The sequence below is a fragment of the Bacteroides intestinalis genome (assembly GCF_003464595.1).
Classification (GTDB): Bacteria; Bacteroidota; Bacteroidia; order Bacteroidales; family Bacteroidaceae; genus Bacteroides; species Bacteroides intestinalis_A.
This window is the reverse complement of sequence record NZ_QRZF01000017.1, coordinates 63,270-86,004: the sequence shown is the minus strand read 5'-3', so window position 1 is coordinate 86,004 and position 22,735 is coordinate 63,270. Positions and strand designations below refer to the sequence as shown.

Sequence of the window (22,735 nt, the reverse complement as noted above, 5' to 3'; positions counted from 1 at the left end):
GGGGCTTTTGCGTTAACTTTGCATTGTTGAATCAAAAGACAAAAAACAATGAAAAAAGTAATAATGCTAATCATGCCTCTGATGCTGACAGTTGTTAGTGTTCAGGCACAAAATCAAAAAGAAATGAAAGGTAGTAATATTAAAGCGCAGGAGTTGGTTCTCACGCAGGAATGGGACAAGACTTTCCCACAGTCCAACAAAGTGAATCACCGTAAAGTGACGTTTGTCAACCGCTATGGAATTACATTGGCGGCAGATCTCTATGAACCGAAAGACGACGCGAAAGGTACATTGGCAGCCATTGCAGTAAGCGGTCCTTTCGGTGCCGTAAAGGAGCAGTCCAGCGGATTATATGCACAAACAATGGCTGAACAAGGTTTCCTTACTATCGCCTTCGATCCCTCATTTACCGGTGAGAGTGGTGGCGAACCTCGCAGGGTTGCTTCACCGGACATCAATACGGAAGATTTTCAGGCTGCTGTCGATTTTCTCTCCACCCAGCCGAATGTTGACCCGGAACGTATCGGTATTATCGGCATTTGCGGATGGGGTGGTCTGGCACTTAATGCAGCTGCTATCGACACACGCATCAAGGCTACTGTTGCCTCTACAATGTACAACATGAACCGCGTAAATGCAAATGGCTATTTTGATGCCGACAACAATGAAAACGCCCGTTACGAGAAACGCAAGCAACTCAATGCACAGCGTACCAAAGAGTACGCCCAAGGTTATTATGAACAAGGCGGTGGCGTGGTCGATCCGTTGCCAGCCGATGCACCTCAGTTTGTGAAGGATTATTACGATTATTATAAGACACAGCGCGGATATCACAAGCGTTCGGGTAATTCCAATGATGGATGGACTGTCACCGGCCCAATGTCATTCCTGAATCAGCCCATTCTTGCTTATAGCAAAGAAATCCGCTCTGCCGTACTGATTATGCATGGTGAAAAAGCACATTCCCGCTATTTCAGTGAAGACGCCTACCGCGATATGACCTCTTACACCAACTATCGTGACAATAAGGAACTTCTTATCATTCCAGGTGCCTCACACACCGACCTTTACGACGGTGGAGGAAAAAATGCCATTCCATTCGATAAATTGGCGGCATTCTTCAACGAGAATCTGAAATAAGAAAATCCGGGAAACGTGGAAGATGATTTCTACCGTAAAATAGCTTATTGAAATTTGGCACACCGTTGTGAATCAAGTATATTTGTACATTCATTATAAGTACTATAATTATGCAAGATTTTGTAAACGGACGCTGTGGTTGGTGCGGAACTGACGAACTGTATGTGAAATACCATGATCAAGAGTGGGGAAATTTAGTGACCGACGACAAGACGCTGTTCGAGTTTCTTGTGCTGGAGAGTGCCCAGGCCGGATTAAGTTGGATAACGATCCTCAAAAAACGTGAGGGATATCGCAAAGCCTTTTGTGGTTTCGATGCCGGACAGGTAGCACAAATGACCGATGAAGATGTAGAACGGCTGATGCACTTTGATGGCATTGTAAAGAACCGTCTGAAAATCAAATCGACCATTACAAATGCAAGGTTATTCCTTGCCATACAAAAGGAGTTCGGTAGCTTCTATGAATATACCCTGTCATTCTTTCCCGACAGAAAGCCGATTATCAATACCTTTCAATCCTTGAGTGAGATTCCGGTATCATCTCCCGAATCCGATGCTATGAGCAAGGATATGAAAAAACGGGGATTCAAGTTCTTCGGATCTACCATCTGCTACGCCCACTTGCAGGCTGCGGGATTCGTCAACGATCATCTGGCGGACTGTATCTGTCGAAAAGGATAAATAACAGATAACTTCATATAAAGTAAAAGGCGGTATTTCCTTGCATGGATTTACCGCCTTTTCGTTTTACTTCTTTATTCCCAAAATACTTCTTGCTTTCTCTTCACTGGAGATAAAATCGAGTGCATTGATTATCTCGTCATAATTCTCCCGGTCGGAGATATTCGGAGCTAAAATTTTCAGGACTTCCAGTTTGTCATCATCAAACCGGTATATCGACATCATCCGCACACACTGTTTGCAACTTAATCCCCTGTTACCGATTCCGGCTTCCAGCAAATCCAGTTGATCGTCTTTGAAAAGTTTGCTCTTCACTTTGTTGTAAAGAGACAAGAAATCCCTTTCGTTCATCCCTCTTCCACCACTAACATGCGGACGGGAAGGGGCTTCTCCACCGATTTCCACAGACGGATAAACTGCTACAGGAGGATTGGTATACTTCTCGTAAGAATCCATATAAGTCACTTTTCCATCCACAAATCCAAGGTCGATGATCGTTATACCGGGAGCTCCGGAAATACTTTTCTCATATCTCCATCCTTCCACTTCGTGATCGAAGCTACGGTGCATCGGCTGTCCCAATATGGATGTGATCTCCTCTTTGGTCATTCCTTTCTGAATTTTCATCAGGGTATTACTGTCAATCCCTAAAATCATGGCACAACTACCCATACAGATTGCAAATGTCAGTAGTGCTAATGTCAGTTTTATTGTTTTCATTGTATATATTGTTTTTAGTTTTTATGTTGCTACAAATATAAGTGGAGAAAAACATATAATATTATCTTTTTCCCTATTATTTAGGGAGATTTCCCTATTTTGCCAGTATTCTTTTTTTCGTTAGCATCAGCTTTGCCACCTTGTTTGTATTCACAGGGGGAGACGCCTTTATGACGCTTAAAAGTCCGGTTGAAATATGGCACATTATTAAAACCAACATTATAGCAGATTTCTGAAACCGTCATCCTCTTCTGCCTCAAAAGCTGGCAGGCTAAACCTATACGATACTCGTTCAGATAAGTGACAAAAGTTTTTCCGGTAGCTTTCTTGAAGAATATACAAAAAGAAGCCCGGTTCATGCCTACATACCGTGCCACATCATCGAGCGTAATGTCCCGCTTTGCATTGCAGATAACGTATGTCTGGATCTGATTCATACGCTTCGTTTCTTTGTCAATCCTCTGATATTTACCTACCACGTGCTCACTGCCGCTATCTGCCATTATCAGGATGAGCTTTATCATGGATGCAACTCTTTCAGCTTCACTTTGATTACACATCTCTTCCAGAAGGTCAATGATTGCCTCCGACTTTTCCTTATCGAATTTCACCGCATCATACTTCTTCTTCAACTTATCTATATGTCCGCACAGTTCCGGAAAAGTACCGGAACACCTATCGAGGAAATCATTGTCGAACGTTACAGTAATGTTCGCAATCCTGCCTTGCGCATCCGTATCATCGCCCTCAAAGTACCAGCAATGCGGAATTTCCGGCGGTATCATAACTACCTCTCCACCAAGAAAAGGTTCCGTCATGTCGCCTATCAACCTCATGCCGGAACCTACGATCACATACGAAAGCTCCCAGGTAGATTGCTGATGCAAACCTATTTGTTCATCGGGCGCAAGATGAACATTCTCGAAAGTAAAAGAACGTCTTTCTGATTGGGGCATTATACTATAATTTAATATTCTCTATTATTTTCCTCCTTATACAGGGAAATATGCAAATATAAGACAATTCTAATAAACGATAAGATAAATGCATAAACTAATTGAGGGATAACTTTGCAGGCGATATAAAACTGATAATATCAGATATCTGGATAACTTAGGTCCTGCCAGGTTTGCGAAAATATGGCAGGTTATTTTTTAGTGTGAAAATGAATTTAATATCAAAATAATGAATACAACAACTTATTTGGCATCGAAGCCGCGCTATGAAATACTGGACGGGCTACGCGGCGTTGCCGCAATGATTGTGGTAGCTTACCACTTGTTTGAAACTTATTCTGCGGGCCCTGTCCATCAGATTTTGAATCATGGTTATCTGGCTGTGGATTTCTTTTTTGTTCTTTCCGGTTTTGTAATAGGATATGCCTATGATGACCGCTGGGACAGGATGTCCATAAAAGATTTCTTTAAGCGACGCTTGGTACGTCTGCATCCTATGGTGATTATGGGCACGTTAATAGGAGCTGTCTTTTTCTATCTGGGCGACTGTTCCGCTTTCCCTCTGATTATGGAAACACCTTGGTGGAAAGTCCTCCTGATGGTTCTGCTCGGTTGCCTGATGATTCCCACACCAGTTTCATGGGACATACGGGGCTGGTGGGAAGTAAACTCCCTGAACGGTCCTACCTGGTCGCTAATGTGGGAGTATATAGCAAACATCCTTTATGCTTTGTTTATCCGCCATTTCTCTAAAATCGCCTTGGGAATCTTTGTTGCCCTGGCAGCGTTGCTGACTATCGACATAGCATTCAATATAGATACTTTTGGTCTGTTAGCCACAAGAGAAGCGGCTGCATATACCTTTATCGGCGGATGGAGCCTTACTCCCGATCAACTCTACATCGGTATATCCCGACTGCTTTATCCTTTCTTCGTGGGGCTACTGCTTTCGCGCGTCAACAAACTGATAAAGATAAAAAGAGGATTTTACTGGTGCTCATTGCTGATAGCTGCCATTTTAGTTATGCCCCGCATCGGCGGTACGGAAGCCATGTGGATGAACGGTGCTTACGAAGCTTTTTGTGTACTTATTATGTTCCCTTTAATAGTAGCGATGGGAGCAGGCAGCAATGTGACGGGAAAACGTTCCGTAGCCATCTGCCAATTTCTCGGAGAGATCTCCTACCCTCTTTATATCACACATTTTCCGCTGATTTATATGCAGATAGCCTGGGCACGGAATCATCCGGACGCACCTTTAGGCATGCATGTTTTGCTTGCAGTTTCCATCTTCATTTTATCCATCGCTATCGCGTATGCCTGCCTTAAACTGTATGACGAACCGGTACGTGAATGGCTGAAAAGGCGTTTTTGATGAAAAAAAGGTAAAACTATGGCGAAAAGCATCTTTTTCTTATCTTTGGCACATTAATATGATAAGTAATTCATCTCCGTAATGACTTGAATGCTCTAAAAATTAGTAGATCTCAATATATGAAAACAGAATTGGAAAAGTGCTTAGCCGGAGAACCGTTCAATGGCGGTGACAAAGTATTGGCAGATATGACGCTGAATGCTAAAAGATTATTGAAACAGCTAAATGAAACGGATTATGCCGACACGGAACAGAGAAAGCGAATCTTTCATGATTTGTTCGGCAAAATGGGAGAACATGTTCACATCGATATTGATTTCCATTGCGAATACGGGAAGCATATTTTCATCGGTGACCAGGTTATCATCAATATGAACTGTACGTTTGTAGACAACAATATCATCGAGATAGGCGACAATGTGTTGATAGCGTCCAATGTACAGATATACACGGCCACCCACTCTACCAAATTACAAGAAAGAGTCGTGGCGGATTGGGAAGCAGGAGAAGGTATTTGCAAAACCTATGCACTCCCCGTAAGAATAAATGATGGAGCGTGGATTGGTGGTGGTGCAATAATCCTACCGGGAGTGACAATTGGGAAAAACAGTGTCATAGGTGCCGGCAGTATAGTAACCCACTCTATTCCTGACAACTGTGTAGCCGTAGGAAATCCTTGCAGGGTGATTAAACAAATTGATAATGAAGTAGTCTAACAGAACTATCACAATGTATCATTGATCTGTATTCCTCAAAGTATTTAAGCTATACTTTGAGGAATATTTTTTTGTGAAGACCTGATTTTAGAATCATTTCAATGCCTTACCATCCGAAAAAGCCTTACCCACCTTTTCGCCCACCTTCAGATAGTCGTTGTTAAACGGATCGAAGATGATGGGAGCTACTTTGGAAGCATCTACTTTTCCATTTTCATCAAGTACACGCTCGTCTACACTTACATTTACGATCTCTCCACGCAAGATGCAGGTTTCGGGATTGTAATCTTTCAGTTTGCACTCCACCGCTACGGACAGTTCGTCAATCAGCGGGGCGTCCACGAACTCCGAACGGGTGGCATGGAAACCTGCACGGGCGAATTTGTCCGTTACCTTATTGCCGGAAACGATACCTACGTAATCGCAGGCAACAACTTGCCCCACTTCCGCCATACTTACTGTAAATGCTTTGCGTTTCAGGATATTCGCAGTGGTCTTGTGTCCTTCGCTGATGCAAATACTGATCTCTTTCATTTCACTGATACCGCCCCAAGCCGCATTCATAGCGTTTGGGAGTCCATTTTCATCATAAGCAGCGATGATAAACACCGGCTGCGGATAAGAAAAGGGTTTTGCTCCGTAATTCTTTCTCATACTAATTTATTTTTTAGTCCATTGTTTAATGTCTTCTTTGGTTGCACCGTTCAGCAGTTTGCCTTTCTGCCACTTCAGATTGGAATAAGTTTTCTGCAACTCTTTTTCGGAATTGAAGATACTGCTTCCGCCCGATGTGGCAAACAGAATCACTGTCTTACCTGAAAAATCACCACTTTCTATAAAAGTATTAATGATTCTCGGAGCTAAATTCCACCAGATGGGAAAACCGATATAAACAGTATCATAGTCCGCCAGGTTCTCCGCTTTGGAGCTTAAAGTAGGACGTGATTTGGCATCCGCCATCTCCACACTGCTGCGTGAGGACTTGTCGTGCCAGTCCAGATCGGCAGAGGTGTACTTCTTCGCAGGCTGTATTTCGTAGAGAGTGCCACCTGTGACTTCTGCAACTACCTTGGCTGCTTTTTCTGTTGTTCCCGTTGCCGAGAAATAGGCAACCAATGTCTTAGAACTTTGTTTCTGTGCGATTGCGGTCAAACATAACGCCATAATCGCTACCATAAAGAATGTAAGTCTTTTCATACGATATATTATTTAGTTCAAACATAGATTACTTTTCCGTAGCAAACGCTTCGATTCGGGAAGCATATTGCAATGATACAAAATTACGGAGTATTATCCAGTATGCAGGTATATAAATTACGGAATATATAACCAATATTACGGATAAAAGAAAAGGTGGGCATGTAAAATGTAAAAGCAGATTGCCCTTTCGATTTATTTTGTAATTTTACGAGCATTCTTTCAAAAGAAGTGTAATCTATAAATTCTACTGCTATGGATCGGTATCTAAAGAAATTCTGGGGCAATCATTTTCAGTTTAATTGGAAATTAGGCGTATTTCTCATATTGTTATTCGGAATACCCCGTTTTATAATCGTGCTACAATCTTATGTGGACAGAAGTTACGGCACTGTCATGTTCGTATTTTTAAGCATGTGGATTGTCCCGTTCATTCTTCTTACAAAGTATGGTCGGAAAGGCATAGGGCTTAAACGTCCCGCGCATTGGTGGAGAATAGGAGTTTCTTTCCTGTCCGGCGGGGTTATTTGCTTGGCCATATTCGGTTTATTTTCTTTTCTGTATGGACAATCTGTCGAAAACGTATTTGTATATATCGGGGGAAATAATCCCAGCAGTGGTATAACAGGAGATGATAAATTGTTGTACTTTACAATCGCTGTTATTCCAAGCATGATATTTAGTCCGATAGGCGAAGAATTCCTGTATCGAGGCATTATTCACGGGTGCTTTGTCCCTAAGTTCGGAGAGACAAAGGCTTCATACTTTGATTCACTGGCTTTTGCATTAACGCATGTAGCCCATTTCGGGATCGTTTATACACTGGGAACATGGTGCTTCTTACCGATTCCTGCCTTGCTTTGGGTGTTTTCAATGTTTATAGTCAGCCAAGTGTTTTTCAGATGTAAGCTGTATTGTGATTCACTTTGGGGAGCAATTGCGGCACATTCGGGATTTAATTTCGTAATGATGTATGGTATATTCTATTTGTTATAATCATACTATGAAACTCCGTTGAGTGTAAAGCATATATCTGGTATTGCAGAGATTATCCGATAAAAAGAATAGTCTCTGCATTTTTTAAATGTTAAAAGCACAAATGACTGTCACAATCCTCTTCGGCCCATGTCTAAATATATAAAACAGAAATCATGGAAATAGAAAACTATCATGTGGATCAAGCGATAAATGGCTCTAAAGAGGCATTAGAAGCAATCATTGAAAATATTGAAGGCCCGGTGTTTAATTTGTCATTGCGCATGCTCGGGCGGATTGAAGATGCCGAAGACGCAAAGCAAGACATACTGATAAAGGTCATCACAAGCCTTTCTTCTTATAAAGGAAAAAGTTTATTTTCGACATGGGTGTATAAAATAGCCGTAAACCATTTAATCAATGAGAAGAATAAAGACTTCGTAAATCATCCTTTGTCTTTTGAAATCTTCGGGAATGATATAGACAGATATATCGCCTCTTCAGTTGACCAAACGAATCCGGCTGAGAAAAAGATTTTCTCGGAAGAGCTGAAACTGTCATGCACCAACGTTTTGCTTCAATGCTTAAATCCATTCGACAGGTTAATCTTCATTCTGGGAACCATGTTTGATGTAGACAGCCGACTGGGAAGTGAGATTACAGGATTGTCGGCTGACAACTTCAGGCAACGGCTGTCACGCTCCAGAAAGGTAATGAGTACTTTCCTGTCAGAATATTGCGAGCACGCAGGAGGCAAGAAATGCAACTGCATGAACCGGGTAAATTATGCCCTCAGCCAACACCGTATCGATCCTGCCCTGCCTTACTCATCATCATTGGTACCGGAGAGAATCTCCACATCGAAGTCTGCCATGGAAAACATTGATGCCGCGACAGCTCTGTATTCAAACTTACTCAGACATTCTTCTAAACAGCAAGCCAAAGAATATCTTTTCAATTTGCTTAAAACGGATGATTTTTCATCACTAACTAAATAATATCTGACATGGACAAATTAATTTTCTCGGCAATTATCGGATTGGTTGCCGGAGTCATAGACATCATTCCTATGATTATGCAGAAACTTCCCCACTACTCCACCGTTTCGGCGTTTTTCCATTACTTTTTTGTTTCAATCATTATTCTCAATGTAGACATACCTCATATCTCCTGGTGGCTGGAAGGAGGCGTTGTAGGCTTGGCACTAACTATCCCGATGCTTATTCAGGTAGGACATTCGGATAAAAAATCTTTGCCAATAATAGCATTCAATGCCATATTATTGGGAACATTGGTTGGACTTGCTGGACACTATATTTCAGTTTCCTAAATCCACACAGAGCAATGTAGGATTTGAGTCATCCTCCTCATTAGCTAAACCATATTGAGCCAATTTATCAATAGAAAGCAATGTATATGCCTTGTTGTTCCGGATAAGGGAAACAGGAGTATTTACAATTGCTTTTTCATTATAAGGCATGGCGTATCCTTTTTCCGAATGAGTCAACAATTCCCCGCTATTTGTATCCCATAGTGTATAATGCCTGCTCTCATTCCAGAAGAAATCATAAAACAACAGGTCATTCACCAATAAAGCATTTTCCGCCTTAATACAATATTTCCCTTCCGTAAGCATACGTTCAAGATCACCATTCAAATCTGTCGGCATCTTTAGCTTGCCCTGATTGATGGCTACAGCGGGAATGAGTTTTTCCTTCCTGCTGGCATACAACGTATCATTAATCACGATACACACTTGGTCGTTTCCGGCTCTGAATCTGGGCACGATGTAGCCACCTGAAAAGCCCGTTACCGATTCAGCATCGAAAGGAAAGAAAGATTGTTTCATGTTCCACTCCTTATCAAAGAAGGCTACTAAGTGCGATTTCTGATATTCTCTTTTGTAGGTTCCCCAATATCCGTTGGATACACCAATAAAATTGGATATACTATCTTTGGGGTATTCGCTGACGAAAGTCCCGTCCGGCTTATATAATTTAGTCTTATTAGGAGTAGCAACATAAATCAACTCTTTTTCTTCATCAAAAAAGCGGGAAAAGATGTCGGCATATTCTTCAGGTCCATTTCCCTTCCTGTCCATCACAGAAAGAAAAGAACCGTTTTCGGCATTAAAGAAATAAAAACTCGTCTTATCTCCGATAACTATGTACTTTGGAGTCACATTAAGCAGGTACGCATTAGCACTCAACAGGCATTTATCATTCGTTTCCAGCCGGATCGTTTTCGGATTTTTGAAAAGAGATTGATATTGTGCCGAAGTGTAGTCCGCATCAAAGTGTTCGACGCCTTTATCAATACTGACTGTAGAAACCTGATCATGTGAACCTTTTTCTCCGGAACAAGCCGTGAGAAGAAAAAGAAAGATGCTGAGAAAGGAAATACAAGAGTGTCGCATATTGTTTTTTGTTATGTTGTAAGTTGGACAAATTTATAAAAAAAACGAATATATAAGATGTTATCTTAGAAAAATGAGAAGAATAAAAAAAAGAAAAAATAAAAGTCAGAAAAACCAACCCAAATACTTGACTTCGCCTTTCTGATGTAGTATCTTTGTAGAGCTTTTAAAAACTGAATTTTAATATTAAACCTAAAACCTTAGCAAAATGGCAAAACTGATTCTTTCTTTCTCCGAATTGGCCGGTATGTATTTCCCCGGTTGTTCCACTTCGAAAAATGCGGTAAGATCTTTACAACGAAGCATTAAAAGGTGTACAAATCTGGCGACTGCTTTAGTTGAAACGGGCTATCAGCCTTATAATCATCGCTGGCTCTCTCCCAAGCAATACGGGCTGATAATAGAGAATCTGGGTGATCCATTCCCAGAATAATAATAGACAATAAAATAGGAAAGGCGGTAATTCTTCATAAGAATCACCGCCTTTTTTGTTGATATTTATCAAATTTAGGCTTAAAAGAGGCTTTTTACGTTTTTAATAAACGTTGAGTGCATTCTTTAAAAACGTTCCCGTTATTCTTTAAAAACGAATAACAGGAAGCTGAACAAGGCAGAAAAACGCCTATAATTTGTATATATTTAAGACTGTGGTATGTTTTATTTCACTTAGCACAAACGAACTTTACGTTTTCACAATACCATACACAAACATAGACAGGTTATCCTTTCACTGCAATACTAAATGTTGTGATATGGAGAATTACAGGGATCACTATATGAATTTTCCTTTAGGGAAATTTAGAGTTACAATTGAGTTCTCAAAATAATTAGCGTATAATTTAGCTTTTGCAGAAATCAGTAATTTGAACACATTTAGCTGAAGAGAATCACTAACATAAGCTCCCTCTCTATCACTTTCTTTCAAAACTAAATTCGAACTTTTTTGCCACCAACCTATATGTTCATAAAAAGGTGAATGTTTCTGTGAGCAAGTAAACAGACCTATATCAAATCTACCATCTTGCATAATCCATTCCGTTGCTTTCCTTACTAACATACTCCCTATTCCCTGCTCTCTATATTCCGGATGTGTACAAACACAGCTCAACCCACACATTTTAAAAGTTTTATTTTTTACGATAATATTCCATGAAACAACTCCTAAATAGCCAATAAATTCATTCTTTTCTATAGCGCAAAATGACATGACATTCATTTCTTGGGGATGAATATCTTCTATATTTATATCCTCCCCAATAAGATAAAGCAAACTTTTTAATAATTGTTTATCTATTTCCGTAATGTTATTATATTGGAAACTTTTTATATCCATAATGGTCCGTTCCGATACTTGGTATCTCACAAAAAAGATAAAAGAGATACGTGACATGGTTTGACAATCAAAAGAACTATTTTAGTTTTTCAACGGCTTGATACAACCATTTGAGAAATAAACATTTAGCAAAGTATTTGAGAAATAGGGGTAACGATTAAGAAACCGTGCGATTTTCAGCGTTTTGCAATATTCTGCTGTCAAATAACTCGTTTGCAAAAATAGTCAAAATTATTGATTAGACAAAGAGAACGACTGCTTTTACTTGTCATTAGTTCAATTTAGTCCATATCTGACTTTTGTTGGGTTACTTCTATTGCATTATGTTCTAATTCATCGTCATTATCGACCGCATCTAAAACCTTGCCTACTAACCGTAGTGTAAGAAATCAAGGAAATGGTACAGAGGTTTTGAAATATAAAGTCAAGTGATAATTAGTTCGACAGTATCATAAGAAAACCGATAGAATTTTTGCTTGAAAATTGCATATAATGCACATAGTTGTTTTTTCTTGCGTTTTCCTTTCTTTTCCACAAGGTTAAATCAACAAAAAATTGTATCTTTGCAGTTGATATGGAACTGCAAATGACCTGAGAGTAAAGAAATAAATAAACGTCATATATAAAACTCCTTCACTTATCCGTAGGCTTTGGTCTGCCTTGCAGGGATAGCGGAGGAGTTTTTGCTTTAAGTAAAAGTGACAGAACAGAATATAACGGCATATCAGGCAAAGTATTTTGCCAACTATTTGTCAAGGCGTTTACCTGCAAATGACTTGACAAAACTTACTGCGTCTTTACAAGATGCACAAGTTGACCTAACGCCCCATCAGATTGAAGCCGCTCTTTTCGCTTTTCAGTCACCACTTTCCAAAGGTGCTATCCTTGCTGATGAAGTTGGTCTCGGCAAGACTATTGAAGCAGGAATTATACTTTCACAAAATTGGGCTGAACATAAACGCCGCCTACTTATTATCTGTCCGGCAAACCTCCGTAAGCAATGGAGCAGCGAGCTTCAGGAGAAATTCTTCCTGCCCTCAATCATTCTTGAAAAGAAATCTTTCAATGAACAAATCGAACAGGGCAACCTTAATCCGTTCAATCAGGAACGTATTGTTATTTGTTCGTTTCAGTTTGCCAAACAAAAAGCACCATATATCAAGCAAACACAGTGGCATCTTGTTGTAATCGACGAGGCTCACCGCTTGCGTAATGTTTATAAACCGACAAATGTAATTGCCCATACAATCAAGAAATCTCTTGTCGACCGTAAAAAAATTCTTATGACCGCTACGCCCTTGCAAAACTCCATATTAGAGCTTTTCGGGCTTGTGTCGATTGTCGATGATTTTGTTTTCGGTGACATCAAGAGTTTCAAAAGCCAGTTCGGACATCCAAACAGCGAAGCGGATTTTTTAACTTTACGTAAGCGATTGGAATCGGTGTGCAAGCGTACACTTCGTCGGCAAGTGCTTGAATATATCAAATATACCAAACGCATTGCCATATTAGAGGAGTTTTCACCATATAAGGATGAGGAAGCCCTCTATGAAATGGTTTCAGACTATCTGCAACGACCTCACCTATACGCACTTCCTAATAGTCAGCGTATGTTGATGTCGTTGATACTCCGCAAACTTCTTGCATCTTCTACATACGCAATCTACGGAACGCTATGCTCACTGATAGCAAGGCTAGAAGCAAAACTTGCTAAACAACCCCAACTCGAAACATCTGATGTCGAACCATACAATTTTGAAGGCGGAATCAATGAAGACGAATGGATTGACGATGAAGAAGCTGACGATACTGATGAAGCTTCTGAAGGTAAAGAAGAGTATCTCCATCCATCCGATATAGATGGTATCAAAAAAGAAATAAGTGAACTTGAAGCCTTTCGCGACCTCGCTTTCAAAATTAAGCGAAACAGTAAAGCCGAGCACCTTTTCAAGGCTCTTGACAAAGGCTTTGAGAAGTTAAAAGAACTTGGCGCAAACCAGAAAGCACTTATCTTTACAGAGTCTCGTCGTACACAAGAATACTTATACGAACTCCTTGAACAGAAAGGTTACAAAGGTAAGGTTGTACGCTTCAATGGCACAAATACCGACAAGCAAAGCACAGATATTTACCGTGCATGGCTTGACAGGCACAAGGGAAGTGACAAGATTACTGATTCAGCTACGGCAGACCGCCGTGCTGCCATTGTAGATTACTTCCGTGAGGAAGCCACCATAATGATTGCTACTGAAGCTGCCGCTGAAGGCATTAACCTGCAATTCTGCTCCCTCATGGTAAACTACGATATGCCTTGGAACCCACAACGTATAGAGCAGCGCATCGGTCGTTGTCATCGCTACGGTCAGCAATTCGATGTCGTGGTTATCAATTTCCTCAATGTAAAGAACGAAGCAGATGTACGCGTTTACCAGCTACTCTCCGAAAAATTCCAATTATTCGATGGCATTTTCGGAGCGAGTGATGAGGTACTTGGTTCTATCGGCAACGGTATCGATTTCGAGAAACGAATTAGTGATATTTACAACACTTGCCGCACTCCGCAACAAATAAAAGAGGCTTTTGATGCACTACAAGCCGAATTTCATGAGGAAATTTCCGACAATATGCTTGCAGCCCGAAGTACCCTACTTGAAAATTTTGACGATGAGGTGGCACAAAAACTGCGTATAAACTTCAAGGAGAGTGCTGCAAGTCTTACAAAATTCAACAAGGCTCTATGGCTTCTCACTCGTTATGCCCTGAGAAACCACGCCCATTTTGATGAAGCCAATTCATCATTCCACTTGTTTGATACAGACCTCAGCGGCTTTGAAGGTCAGTATTGCCTCGTCAATACCGACACCAACACTCGCCGCAGTCAGCTGGCTCTACCGAAACATGCCCAAGTTTACCGTATCGGCCATCCGCTCGCACGACAGATTATTGACGAGAATATCGATGCAGAACTCCCGTGTCATGAGGTAGTCTTTGACTACACCCATACTCCGGTTAAGGTTTCGCTTCTTGAACAGTTTATCGGTAAGTCAGGTTGGCTTCATGTCGAAAAACTCTCAATAGACTCTTTTGAGCAGGAAGACCGGCTACTCATTGCCTGCTTCGATGAAAATGGTAATGAAGTATTCCCCGATGTCGCCGAGCACTTGTTTGAGTTACAAGCCACCGAGCAAATAGAACAGGTTTTTCATCCTGCCGATATCACTTCGCAATGCGACGGCATCATCAGCCGACAACGAGCCGACATTATAGAAGAAAATGCCCTGCGCAATCAGAATTTCTTTGAAGAAGAAATGGATAAACTCGATTTTTGGGCTGAAGATATGAAGATGAGTTTGGAGCGTGAACTGACCGACCTTGATACAGAAATCAAATTGCTCAAAGGTCAGTCGAAAAAGCTCGCCACCCTTTCCGAAAAGGTTGAAGTGCAGCGCAAAATCAAAGACCTTGAAAAGAAACGTGCCGAAAAGCGAAACGCTCTTTTCTCGGCACAAGACGAAATCGATTCTCGCAAGGAAGACCTGCTTTCGTCTGTAGAACGGATGCTCAACCAAAAAGTGGAGCAAAAAGCATTATTTACACTTAAATGGAACTTGGTATGAAATCTTTTCTTAAAAAATATTGGTGGATTATATTACTTCTTTTAATCGCCCCTATAGTGATTAACTATATTATTATATGTCCATCACCTTGTAAAATTGTCGCTGATCAATCTGCATGGTTATCATTTTTCGGTTCATTTTATGGATCTGCTATAATGGTTGGTGTTACTCTTTATGTATTGGAAAGACAATCTCAGGATAATCATCAAGAAAATTTAGCAATCCAAGAAAAAAACAATAGTTTGCATGAATATCAAATAAAAATACAATGGCTGGATAAACTGCGTGATGCAGTCTGTAAATTTTATACATCATTTTATCTTAACGATTTATTGGTTATTGCTGATGATATTATATTTAAGAGAGACTATGTGAATACTAAGCAATTACTTAAACGTCTTATAGACGAAAGTAATGTTGCTTCGTTTAACTTATTCATTCTTTTCCCGAAAAACTTAGACAACGCGGAAATGTCACTTTTAAGCAAGATTCATCAACTTAGTGATGAACACTCAGCGCTTTTAGAAGATCTTGATTGGGTTATTTCTGGGGTAGCTTCTCATAATGGCAATTTTGAAATGCTTAAGGATAATTACATTTCTGGCACTGAAGAATACCGTAATGAAAAAATTAATGGATATCAAACAACTTCCAAGCGAATATGGGAAATAATCAAATTTTATAATTACAACATCTGTGATAATCGTAAGAATATTATAGATGAGCGTATGCTGAGTACAGAGTTGTTTTCTTTCGCCAACTTACAAAAAGCCATATCTGAACTAATTAATTACGAAGAAGATAAAATTAGCAAAATAATAAAACAATAATATGCAGAAACTTGAATTAACATGGATAGGTAAAGATGATGCTCAGGTACCACTGGAGCCACGTATCCTTATCGAGAATCCGAAATATAGCTATGGCACTGTGGAAGAAACCACACTGCCAAGTGGCAAGCCTTGGCATGGCAATATGCTGATTCACGGTGACAACCTTTTAGCCCTCCGTTCGCTCACCCAGCAGTACACTGGTGAAGTAACATGTATATACATCGACCCTCCATATAATACCAATGCTGCAACTCCATACTACGATGATATGGTAGAACATTCATATTGGTTAGGGTTAATGCGTCCTCGCCTTGAATTTCTTCGACAACTCTTAAGCGAAGACGGCACAATATGGATTCAGATAAACGATGACGAACAAGCATATCTAAAAGTACTCTGTGATGAAATTTTCGGTAGATCTAATTTCATCAATATGGTTTCTGTCAATATGAAAAATATTGCCGGAGCATCTGGTGGCGGAGAAGATAAGCGCATGAAGAAAAATTGTGAGTATATTTTGGTATATGCGAAAGATTATTCCAAACTTCCATTGTTCAATGGACCATACGAGTATATAGAAATGTCTGACCTTATACAACAATATCTTGACGAGGGTAAAAGTTGGAAATATACTTCAGTTCTCTTAAATCCTGGCGAGAAAGAATATATCGGTTCAACTATTGATGGCGACGGTAATGAAATTAAAATCTTCCGACGAATCAATGTCGTTACCGCTTCAATTAGCCAATTAGCAAAACGTGATGGTATCAGTCAAAAGGAAGCCTATAAAAAATATAGTGTTAGTGTGTTCCGTACTACAAACGCTCAAACTTCCATTAGAACTCGTATAATTGATTTTCGTAAGGATAATAATATACAAAATGAGTATTTATCCATTGAGTATATTCCCAAAACAGGCAAAAATAAAGGCATCATTTACGAGCAATTCTACAAAGACGATGTTTGCAATTTGTTCGTTTGGCTTAGAGACACCTCTGAAATTATTGAAGGAGAGCTCTATAAAAAGAATCTTCAAGGCACCTATTGGGACATGAACGCATGGATGAAGAATCTCACAAAAGAAGGTTCGGTTCAATTTCCTATGGGTAAGAAACCTGAGAAACTGATTAGCCAAATTTTTGATATGTGTACTCAACCTGGCGACATCATTCTCGATAGTTTCCTCGGCAGTGGTACAACAGCTGCTGTTGCCCATAAAATGGGAAGAAAATATATTGGAATTGAGTTAGGCGACCATGCTTATACTCATTGTCACCCTCGCCTTAAGAAAGTGACTGACGGCGAAGACCAAGGCGGTATCACCAAATCGCAAAATTGGCAGGGAGGCGGTGGATTTAAGTTCTATGAACTTGCACCAAGCCTTTTGAAAGAGGATGAGTTCGGACAATATATAATCAATCCTGAATACAACGCTGACCAACTCGCCGCTGCTATGGCTATGCAGGAGGGATACACTTACTGTCCCGACAAAAACACTTATTGGAAACAAGGGCGCGGCACAGAGCAGGATTTTATCTTTACCACCACCCAATTCCTAACTGCCGAAACTCTTGACCGCATCAAGGAAACAATGGCTGAGGAAGAATCGCTTCTGATTTGCTGCACTGCATGTCAGAAAGAAGCACGTAACCGTCATGCGAACATCTCGGTCAAAAAGATACCGCAGATGTTGCTTAAACGCTGCGAATTTGACCGCGACAATTATAACTTAAACATTGTCTGCCCTCCGCAGATAGATGACACAGAAGAGGAGTTTGAAGATGAATAAGATAGCAATCAACATACGACAACGCCTTTCGCTTCGCAAGCCACTTGCAGAAGCATTGGACGTGGTGGAGCATCTGACCGACTTGCTTTCACTCGAAAAGCAACCGGCAGATGCCGATAATGCAGCTTTCCTCAAAAAAGAACTTGCCAAGGTCAAGATACAGTTTCCTCACGTAAAGGATTTTGAGAGAGAATTTCCATCTTTCGCATTTTCCATTGCCACCGGCATTGGGAAAACCCGACTTATGGGAGCTTGCATCGCATATCTGTATCTTGCAAAAGGTATTCGCCATTTCTTTGTATTGGCTCCTAACCTTACGCTTTATGAGAAACTGATACGCGACTTTAGCGATCAGTCTTATGAAAAATATGTTTTCAAAGGCATTGCTGAGTTTGTGTCAAATGCTCCGGTTGTTGTCACTGGCGACAACTACGAGAAACATCGTAAAAATATGAATCATCCGATGTTTCCCGGAATGGAAGCACCTATTGAAATTAACATCTTCAATATTGCAAAGTTTAATACTGAGAACAAAACAAGCAAAAAAGGAGGTGAAATCCAGGCTCCGCGTATGCGCCGTTTGTCTGAATATATAGGTCAGTCATATTATGACTATCTTGCCGGACTTTCTGATCTCGTTATCCTTATGGACGAGGCACACCGCTACCACGCTGATGCCTCAAAGAAAGCTATCAACGAACTGCGCCCGGTACTCGGTCTGGAAATGACTGCTACGCCAACCGACGAAAAGGGCAAACTGTTCAAAAATATCGTCTATGAATATAACCTTGCTCAGGCACTTGCCGATGGCAAGTATGTGAAAAATCCGACCGTTGCCAAGCGTAAAGATTTTAGCAAAGGCAATATGAGCGACACAGAGGTTGATACTATCAAACTGGAAGATGCTGTTTCTGTTCACGAAAAAGCAAAACTTCATCTGGAGAAGTATGCACTTGACCACAACGTTCCACTTGTCAAGCCCTTTATTCTTGTGGTATGCCGTAATATTCAACACGCAAAAGAAACTGTAGAACTTTTGGAGAGTTCGGGATTTTATGAAGGTCGCTATCAAGGTAAAGTGTTACAGATAGACAGTTCCACAAAAAAACAAGAGGAAATAGAGCAGCAATTTGTATCGCTCGAAAAGCCTGACAACAAAATAGAGATTGTGGTTCATGTCAATATGCTGAAAGAGGGTTGGGATGTTACCAATCTTTACACCATCGTGCCGCTTCGTGCCGCTGATGCGCCTATACTCATCGAGCAGTCAATCGGTCGTGGTCTGCGCCTGCCATACGGTGGTCAACGTACCGGCGACCCGGAAGTTGACAAACTTACAGTTATAGCCCACGAAAACTTTGAAGCCGTTATTGCTAAGGCAAATGACCCCAACTCTGTATTGTCAAAACTTACTTATATCGTACTTGACAAAGATGAGGATGTCGTACCAGGAACTAAAATCGTAACAGCACCGACTGTACAGCAAACCGCTATCACAGATTTGCTCAAACAGGCGGAAACCGCACCAACCGTCCAAAAGCAAAAAGAGATTCAGGCTAACGTCGATGCTCGCCGTGCTGTTTGGACAGTGCTTGAAACTCACAACATTACTATTAGTAATACAGAACAGCTCCTCACTCCCGAAGAAACTTTGCGCGTGGAAGAGGAAGCCGTTGCTTTTATCAAGTCGAATGCTGCAACTTCAGGGTCACTTTTTGCCGAGGAGGAAGCCAAAGAACAGATTGCACAAGTGAAGCAAGTGCTGAAAGTGGTTATCAGCGAATTTGTTGAAAACGTGATACCTATCCCACGCATAACAATCCAACAAGATGAGGTAAAAGCTGTTTACAACTGGTTTAATCTTGACACTTCGCTTGATCGCTTCAAATATTCATATATCAATCCTGAGATTATCCGCGTTGGATTAAAGGACAAGTCAGTTGAAACATTTGCCGGTACCGAGAGCGGTTTGCTCATAAATTCACCACGCGACCTTATCGTTGGAGAACTGATTAACAATGATGATATTGACTATGATAAATGTAACAAATTGCTTTATCATCTCGCCAATCAAGCCATAGAAACCATCGCTTCATACGGACACGATAATAAGGTGGTGGCTGCAATTGTGCATCAACACAAAAATGACATCGCCGAGAAAATATACAATCAAGTGATGCAGCACTTCGAGATACAGTCTTCAGGATTCAAAGCCTCCAAGATTTTACCATTCATCAAAATTCTCCCTCAGAATATGACCGAAGTTCCAGGTTACGGCAAACGAGATTTCCGCGATATAATCGAGTCTAAATCTGTTGTAAAGAAATACATTTTTACAGGCTTCCTCAAATCTTATTTCACAGAAAACAAGTTTGATAGTTCTACCGAGCAAGATTTCGCTTATGTGCTTGAAGCCGACAGAAAAGTGCTTCGATGGCTTCGTCCTGCTCCTAACCAATTCAGCATCTACTGGGGCAACGGGGCAAAGAAGTATGAGCCTGACTTTATCGTGGAAACCGAGGATGCAATCTACATGATTGAAACCAAGGCTTCAAAGAATGTGGACGATAAGGATGTCAATGACAAACGTGCTGCCGCAGAACTCTATTGCGAGCGTGCCACCGAATTTACAACCGCCAACAGTGGCAAGCCTTGGCATTATATCATGTTACGTCATGATCACGTTACTCGTACCAATTCTTTTGAATACCTTATTCAGCACAACTACATTCCATAGGAAACAACCCCGAGTTTAGGGATGTTATTCATCCCTAAATTCAAAATGCTGTTTCTTAATAAAACATATAAGCGAAGTAATTATAACAGTAAAAAACGAATTGTCATGAAAACCAGACGAATATTTCTTTTAAAAGGGAAAGAAAACATGATTGACCATGTTAAGAGCATTCAGTTATTAGGATGTGCTTACTGGAAAAAGGCTCGCAATAAAAAATTGAATGTAGGAGATATATGTTATTTATATCTGATTGGTAAAGGGCATTACCAGGTACGTTATCGTCTGGAAGTCGTAGATATAAGTTGTATTCGCGAAGATAGCTCATGTTGGATTGCCCCTTTCAAAGCCGACAATGACTGTTATAAACTCACCCCAACAGCTGGAATGTATGAAGGCAATAGATTATCATTAGATACTCTTGAGGAAATTGGCATTAATCGACACGCCCAGTTCAAAGAGCTTAATGAGCATCAGGAAGCTTTTTTGAAACAATATTTTCAGCAGCTTCGATAAAACAGATATAACTACCCAGTAATAACAAGTAATATGAGTATGCCCAACGATACACGCTCTCGAATAATAAATGTAACACGCAAGCTGTCAAAATGTCCGGTTTGCGGTAGCGAAGTCATAGATATTGTGTACGGAACAGGCTATATGACTGAAAGCGAGTTTTTGCTGAAGTACCGCAAAAGTGCCATTATGGGTGGAAACAACATTCCTCGGCGTCCGCCAATATGGTGTTGTACATGCGGATGTAAGCGGTTCAGAAAGGTGAACGAAGATGGAACAGATACACAGGTAAAAGTAAAGATGCTGAAAAATATCCGCAAAGCTCCTGCCTCTAAAATTACATGGAGTTCGAGTATGGTCGAAACAGCCTTAGATAACAGGAATTTATATACGACACACAACTACTCTGCAAATGTGGTTACAGAACTTTGCGAACAGGAGACTCTTAGCCTGACAGCCATCAACATTGACGATGCGAAAGAGCTTGCAATGAGATTAGTGTCGGAAGGATTTATCGGGCTTAAAGGTCGTACCTGCGTGAAGATAAAAATAAAGGAAGATTAATATAAACAGATTAGGATTTGTTATGAGTGAACAACAGAACAAAGGAAACATCATTCTCTATCAAACACCGGATGGGCAAACGAAGATAGAAGTAACCCTATCAAACGATACGGTGTGGCTCACTACAGACCAAATGGCGGAGTTGTTCCAGCGGAACAAGTCCACTATTTCACGCCATATAAGAAATATATTTGAAGAGGGTGAGTTACAAGCAGATTCAACTGTTGCATTTTTTGCAACAGTTCAAAATGAGGGAATCCGTAAGGTAGAAAGAAACATAGCTTTCTACAACCTTGATATGATAATCAGCGTAGGTTATCGTGTAAAATCGCATCGAGGCGTTCAGTTCCGCATTTGGGCAACACAAGTGCTTCGTGAATATATAGTGAAAGGATTTGCCTTAAACGATGATTTGCTGAAACGTGCCGGAGGCGGCAATTACTTCGACGAACTATTGAGTCGTATTCGTGACATACGTTCATCAGAAAAAGTATTCTATCGGAAGGTGCTTGAAATTTACGCATTAAGTATCGACTACGACCCTCGCGCCGAAAGCACACAGCTTTTCTTCAAGACTGTGCAGAACAAGATGCATTTTTCTGCCCACGGACATACGGCTGCGGAAATAATCTATGAACGTGCCGATGCCGAAAAAGATTTTATGGGTTTGACTTCGTGGACGGGGGCACTGCCAAAGCGCACGGATGCCGAGATTGCCAAAAACTACCTTTCGGCAGACGAGCTTGACACGTTGAACCGCATCGTCAACCTGTATCTTGAATTTGCTGAACTGCAAGCGAAGTCGCATCAGCCAATGTATATGAAAGACTGGATTCAGAAATTGGACGATTTTCTCAAACTCTCCGGCAAAGAACTTCTCACTCATGCAGGCAGAATATCAGCCGAGCTTGCCAAGCAGAAAGCTGACATAGAGTATGATAAATTCAAGGAGAGAACTGCATACGAATTGTCCCCTGTCGAGATTCATTTCTTGGAGAATTTTGAAAAAGAACAGAAAAAACTAAAACAGTAACATCGCTTTAATGAATGGAAGAGGAGTTATAATGATGGACAGTTTTTTTTTGAACCATACACTATATTTCGTTGGTTATTTATACAGTTGTTTCCTGACTTTGGAGGGAATGATTTTACGCCATTGTTTTGGGGCACC

The 22,735-nt window shown here is 40.7% G+C and carries 21 protein-coding genes; 15 read left to right on the top strand and 6 right to left on the bottom strand.

Features of this window, described 5'->3' with window-relative positions; genetic code table 11:
• The first annotated feature begins 48 nt into the window (after window positions 1-48).
• Together DWW10_RS19500 and DWW10_RS19495 are read left to right on the top strand one after the other, a co-directional pair.
• Window positions 49-1,140, top strand: coding sequence for an alpha/beta hydrolase (locus tag DWW10_RS19500; RefSeq protein WP_409012381.1), 1,092 nt, complete (start codon window positions 49-51; stop codon window positions 1,138-1,140).
• Between the two features lie 110 nt (window positions 1,141-1,250).
• The gene (locus DWW10_RS19495) at window positions 1,251-1,823 is read left to right on the top strand and encodes a DNA-3-methyladenine glycosylase I (protein ID WP_007214080.1); all 573 of its coding nucleotides are present in this window, start codon (window positions 1,251-1,253) and stop codon (window positions 1,821-1,823) included.
• A 66-nt stretch (window positions 1,824-1,889) separates the two neighbouring features.
• Here the strand turns inward: DWW10_RS19495 and DWW10_RS19490 are convergent, their stop codons facing one another.
• Together DWW10_RS19490 and DWW10_RS19485 are read right to left on the bottom strand one after the other, a co-directional pair.
• Complete coding sequence (locus DWW10_RS19490; protein WP_118422134.1) at window positions 1,890-2,543, bottom strand: DUF4476 domain-containing protein; 654 nt, start codon at window positions 2,541-2,543, stop codon at window positions 1,890-1,892.
• An 80-nt stretch (window positions 2,544-2,623) separates the two neighbouring features.
• Window positions 2,624-3,499 (bottom strand): AraC family transcriptional regulator, encoded by an 876-nt coding sequence (locus DWW10_RS19485; RefSeq protein ID WP_118422133.1) that lies wholly within the window; start codon window positions 3,497-3,499, stop codon window positions 2,624-2,626.
• A gap of 229 nt (window positions 3,500-3,728) precedes the next feature.
• Between DWW10_RS19485 and DWW10_RS19480 the strand changes: the two genes are divergently transcribed.
• A complete protein-coding gene (locus tag DWW10_RS19480) occupies window positions 3,729-4,874 on the top strand; it encodes an acyltransferase family protein (protein ID WP_118422132.1) in 1,146 nt (381 codons plus the stop codon).
• A 119-nt stretch (window positions 4,875-4,993) separates the two neighbouring features.
• Window positions 4,994-5,590 carry a sugar O-acetyltransferase gene (locus DWW10_RS19475; protein WP_007214070.1) on the top strand — a complete coding sequence of 199 codons (597 nt, stop codon included), beginning with the start codon at window positions 4,994-4,996 and terminating at the stop codon, window positions 5,588-5,590.
• Between the two features lie 93 nt (window positions 5,591-5,683).
• On the opposite strand, the gene DWW10_RS19470 is transcribed toward DWW10_RS19475, so the two are convergent.
• Both DWW10_RS19470 and DWW10_RS19465 read right to left on the bottom strand, forming a co-directional pair.
• Entirely contained in the window at window positions 5,684-6,244 is a 561-nt protein-coding gene (locus DWW10_RS19470; RefSeq protein ID WP_007214069.1) for a flavin reductase family protein, read from the bottom strand.
• Window positions 6,245-6,250: 6 nt separating this feature from the next.
• Complete coding sequence (locus tag DWW10_RS19465; protein WP_118422131.1) at window positions 6,251-6,787, bottom strand: flavodoxin; 537 nt, start codon at window positions 6,785-6,787, stop codon at window positions 6,251-6,253.
• A 255-nt stretch (window positions 6,788-7,042) separates the two neighbouring features.
• Here DWW10_RS19465 and DWW10_RS19460 point away from each other — a divergent pair, with 255 nt between their 5' ends.
• From DWW10_RS19460 to DWW10_RS19450, 3 genes are all read left to right on the top strand, one after another.
• Window positions 7,043-7,783: a CPBP family intramembrane glutamic endopeptidase gene (locus DWW10_RS19460; RefSeq protein WP_118422130.1), complete on the top strand. Its 741-nt coding sequence runs from the start codon at window positions 7,043-7,045 to the stop codon at window positions 7,781-7,783.
• Between the two features lie 155 nt (window positions 7,784-7,938).
• Window positions 7,939-8,760 carry an RNA polymerase sigma factor gene (locus tag DWW10_RS19455; protein ID WP_118422129.1) on the top strand — a complete coding sequence of 274 codons (822 nt, stop codon included), beginning with the start codon at window positions 7,939-7,941 and terminating at the stop codon, window positions 8,758-8,760.
• 8 nt (window positions 8,761-8,768) lie between these two features.
• Window positions 8,769-9,092, top strand: a complete 324-nt coding sequence (locus DWW10_RS19450; protein WP_118422128.1) for a hypothetical protein — start codon at window positions 8,769-8,771, stop codon at window positions 9,090-9,092.
• Here the strand turns inward: DWW10_RS19450 and DWW10_RS19445 are convergent.
• A complete protein-coding gene (locus tag DWW10_RS19445) occupies window positions 9,081-10,178 on the bottom strand; it encodes a 6-bladed beta-propeller (protein ID WP_118422127.1) in 1,098 nt (365 codons plus the stop codon). The genes DWW10_RS19450 and DWW10_RS19445 overlap by 12 nt on opposite strands.
• A 208-nt stretch (window positions 10,179-10,386) precedes the next feature.
• Here DWW10_RS19445 and DWW10_RS19440 point away from each other — a divergent pair, with 208 nt between their 5' ends.
• Window positions 10,387-10,611: a DUF4248 domain-containing protein gene (locus tag DWW10_RS19440; RefSeq protein WP_118422126.1), complete on the top strand. Its 225-nt coding sequence runs from the start codon at window positions 10,387-10,389 to the stop codon at window positions 10,609-10,611.
• 339 nt (window positions 10,612-10,950) lie between these two features.
• Here DWW10_RS19440 and DWW10_RS19435 read toward each other — a convergent pair whose 3' ends face one another.
• Window positions 10,951-11,511: a GNAT family N-acetyltransferase gene (locus DWW10_RS19435; RefSeq protein WP_182021476.1), complete on the bottom strand. Its 561-nt coding sequence runs from the start codon at window positions 11,509-11,511 to the stop codon at window positions 10,951-10,953.
• 698 nt (window positions 11,512-12,209) lie between these two features.
• On the opposite strand from DWW10_RS19435, the gene DWW10_RS19430 reads away from it, so the two are divergent.
• From DWW10_RS19430 to DWW10_RS19400, 7 genes are all read left to right on the top strand, one after another.
• On the top strand, window positions 12,210-15,128 hold the full coding sequence (locus DWW10_RS19430; protein ID WP_220395701.1) for an SNF2-related protein: 2,919 nt from the start codon (window positions 12,210-12,212) through the stop codon (window positions 15,126-15,128).
• Entirely contained in the window at window positions 15,125-15,958 is an 834-nt protein-coding gene (locus DWW10_RS19425; protein WP_147350478.1) for a hypothetical protein, read from the top strand. Before DWW10_RS19430 ends, DWW10_RS19425 begins: the two co-directional genes overlap by 4 nt.
• A 1-nt stretch (window position 15,959) precedes the next feature.
• Complete coding sequence (locus tag DWW10_RS19420) at window positions 15,960-17,750, top strand: site-specific DNA-methyltransferase (RefSeq protein WP_118422123.1); 1,791 nt, start codon at window positions 15,960-15,962, stop codon at window positions 17,748-17,750.
• Entirely contained in the window at window positions 17,743-20,487 is a 2,745-nt protein-coding gene (locus DWW10_RS19415; protein WP_182021475.1) for a DEAD/DEAH box helicase family protein, read from the top strand. Before DWW10_RS19420 ends, DWW10_RS19415 begins: the two co-directional genes overlap by 8 nt.
• A 105-nt stretch (window positions 20,488-20,592) precedes the next feature.
• Window positions 20,593-21,000 (top strand): hypothetical protein, encoded by a 408-nt coding sequence (locus tag DWW10_RS19410; protein WP_118422151.1) that lies wholly within the window; start codon window positions 20,593-20,595, stop codon window positions 20,998-21,000.
• Between the two features lie 33 nt (window positions 21,001-21,033).
• Window positions 21,034-21,564: a hypothetical protein gene (locus tag DWW10_RS19405; RefSeq protein WP_118422121.1), complete on the top strand. Its 531-nt coding sequence runs from the start codon at window positions 21,034-21,036 to the stop codon at window positions 21,562-21,564.
• A gap of 22 nt (window positions 21,565-21,586) precedes the next feature.
• Complete coding sequence (locus tag DWW10_RS19400; protein WP_118422120.1) at window positions 21,587-22,597, top strand: virulence RhuM family protein; 1,011 nt, start codon at window positions 21,587-21,589, stop codon at window positions 22,595-22,597.
• The last annotated feature ends 138 nt before the right edge of the window (window positions 22,598-22,735 follow it).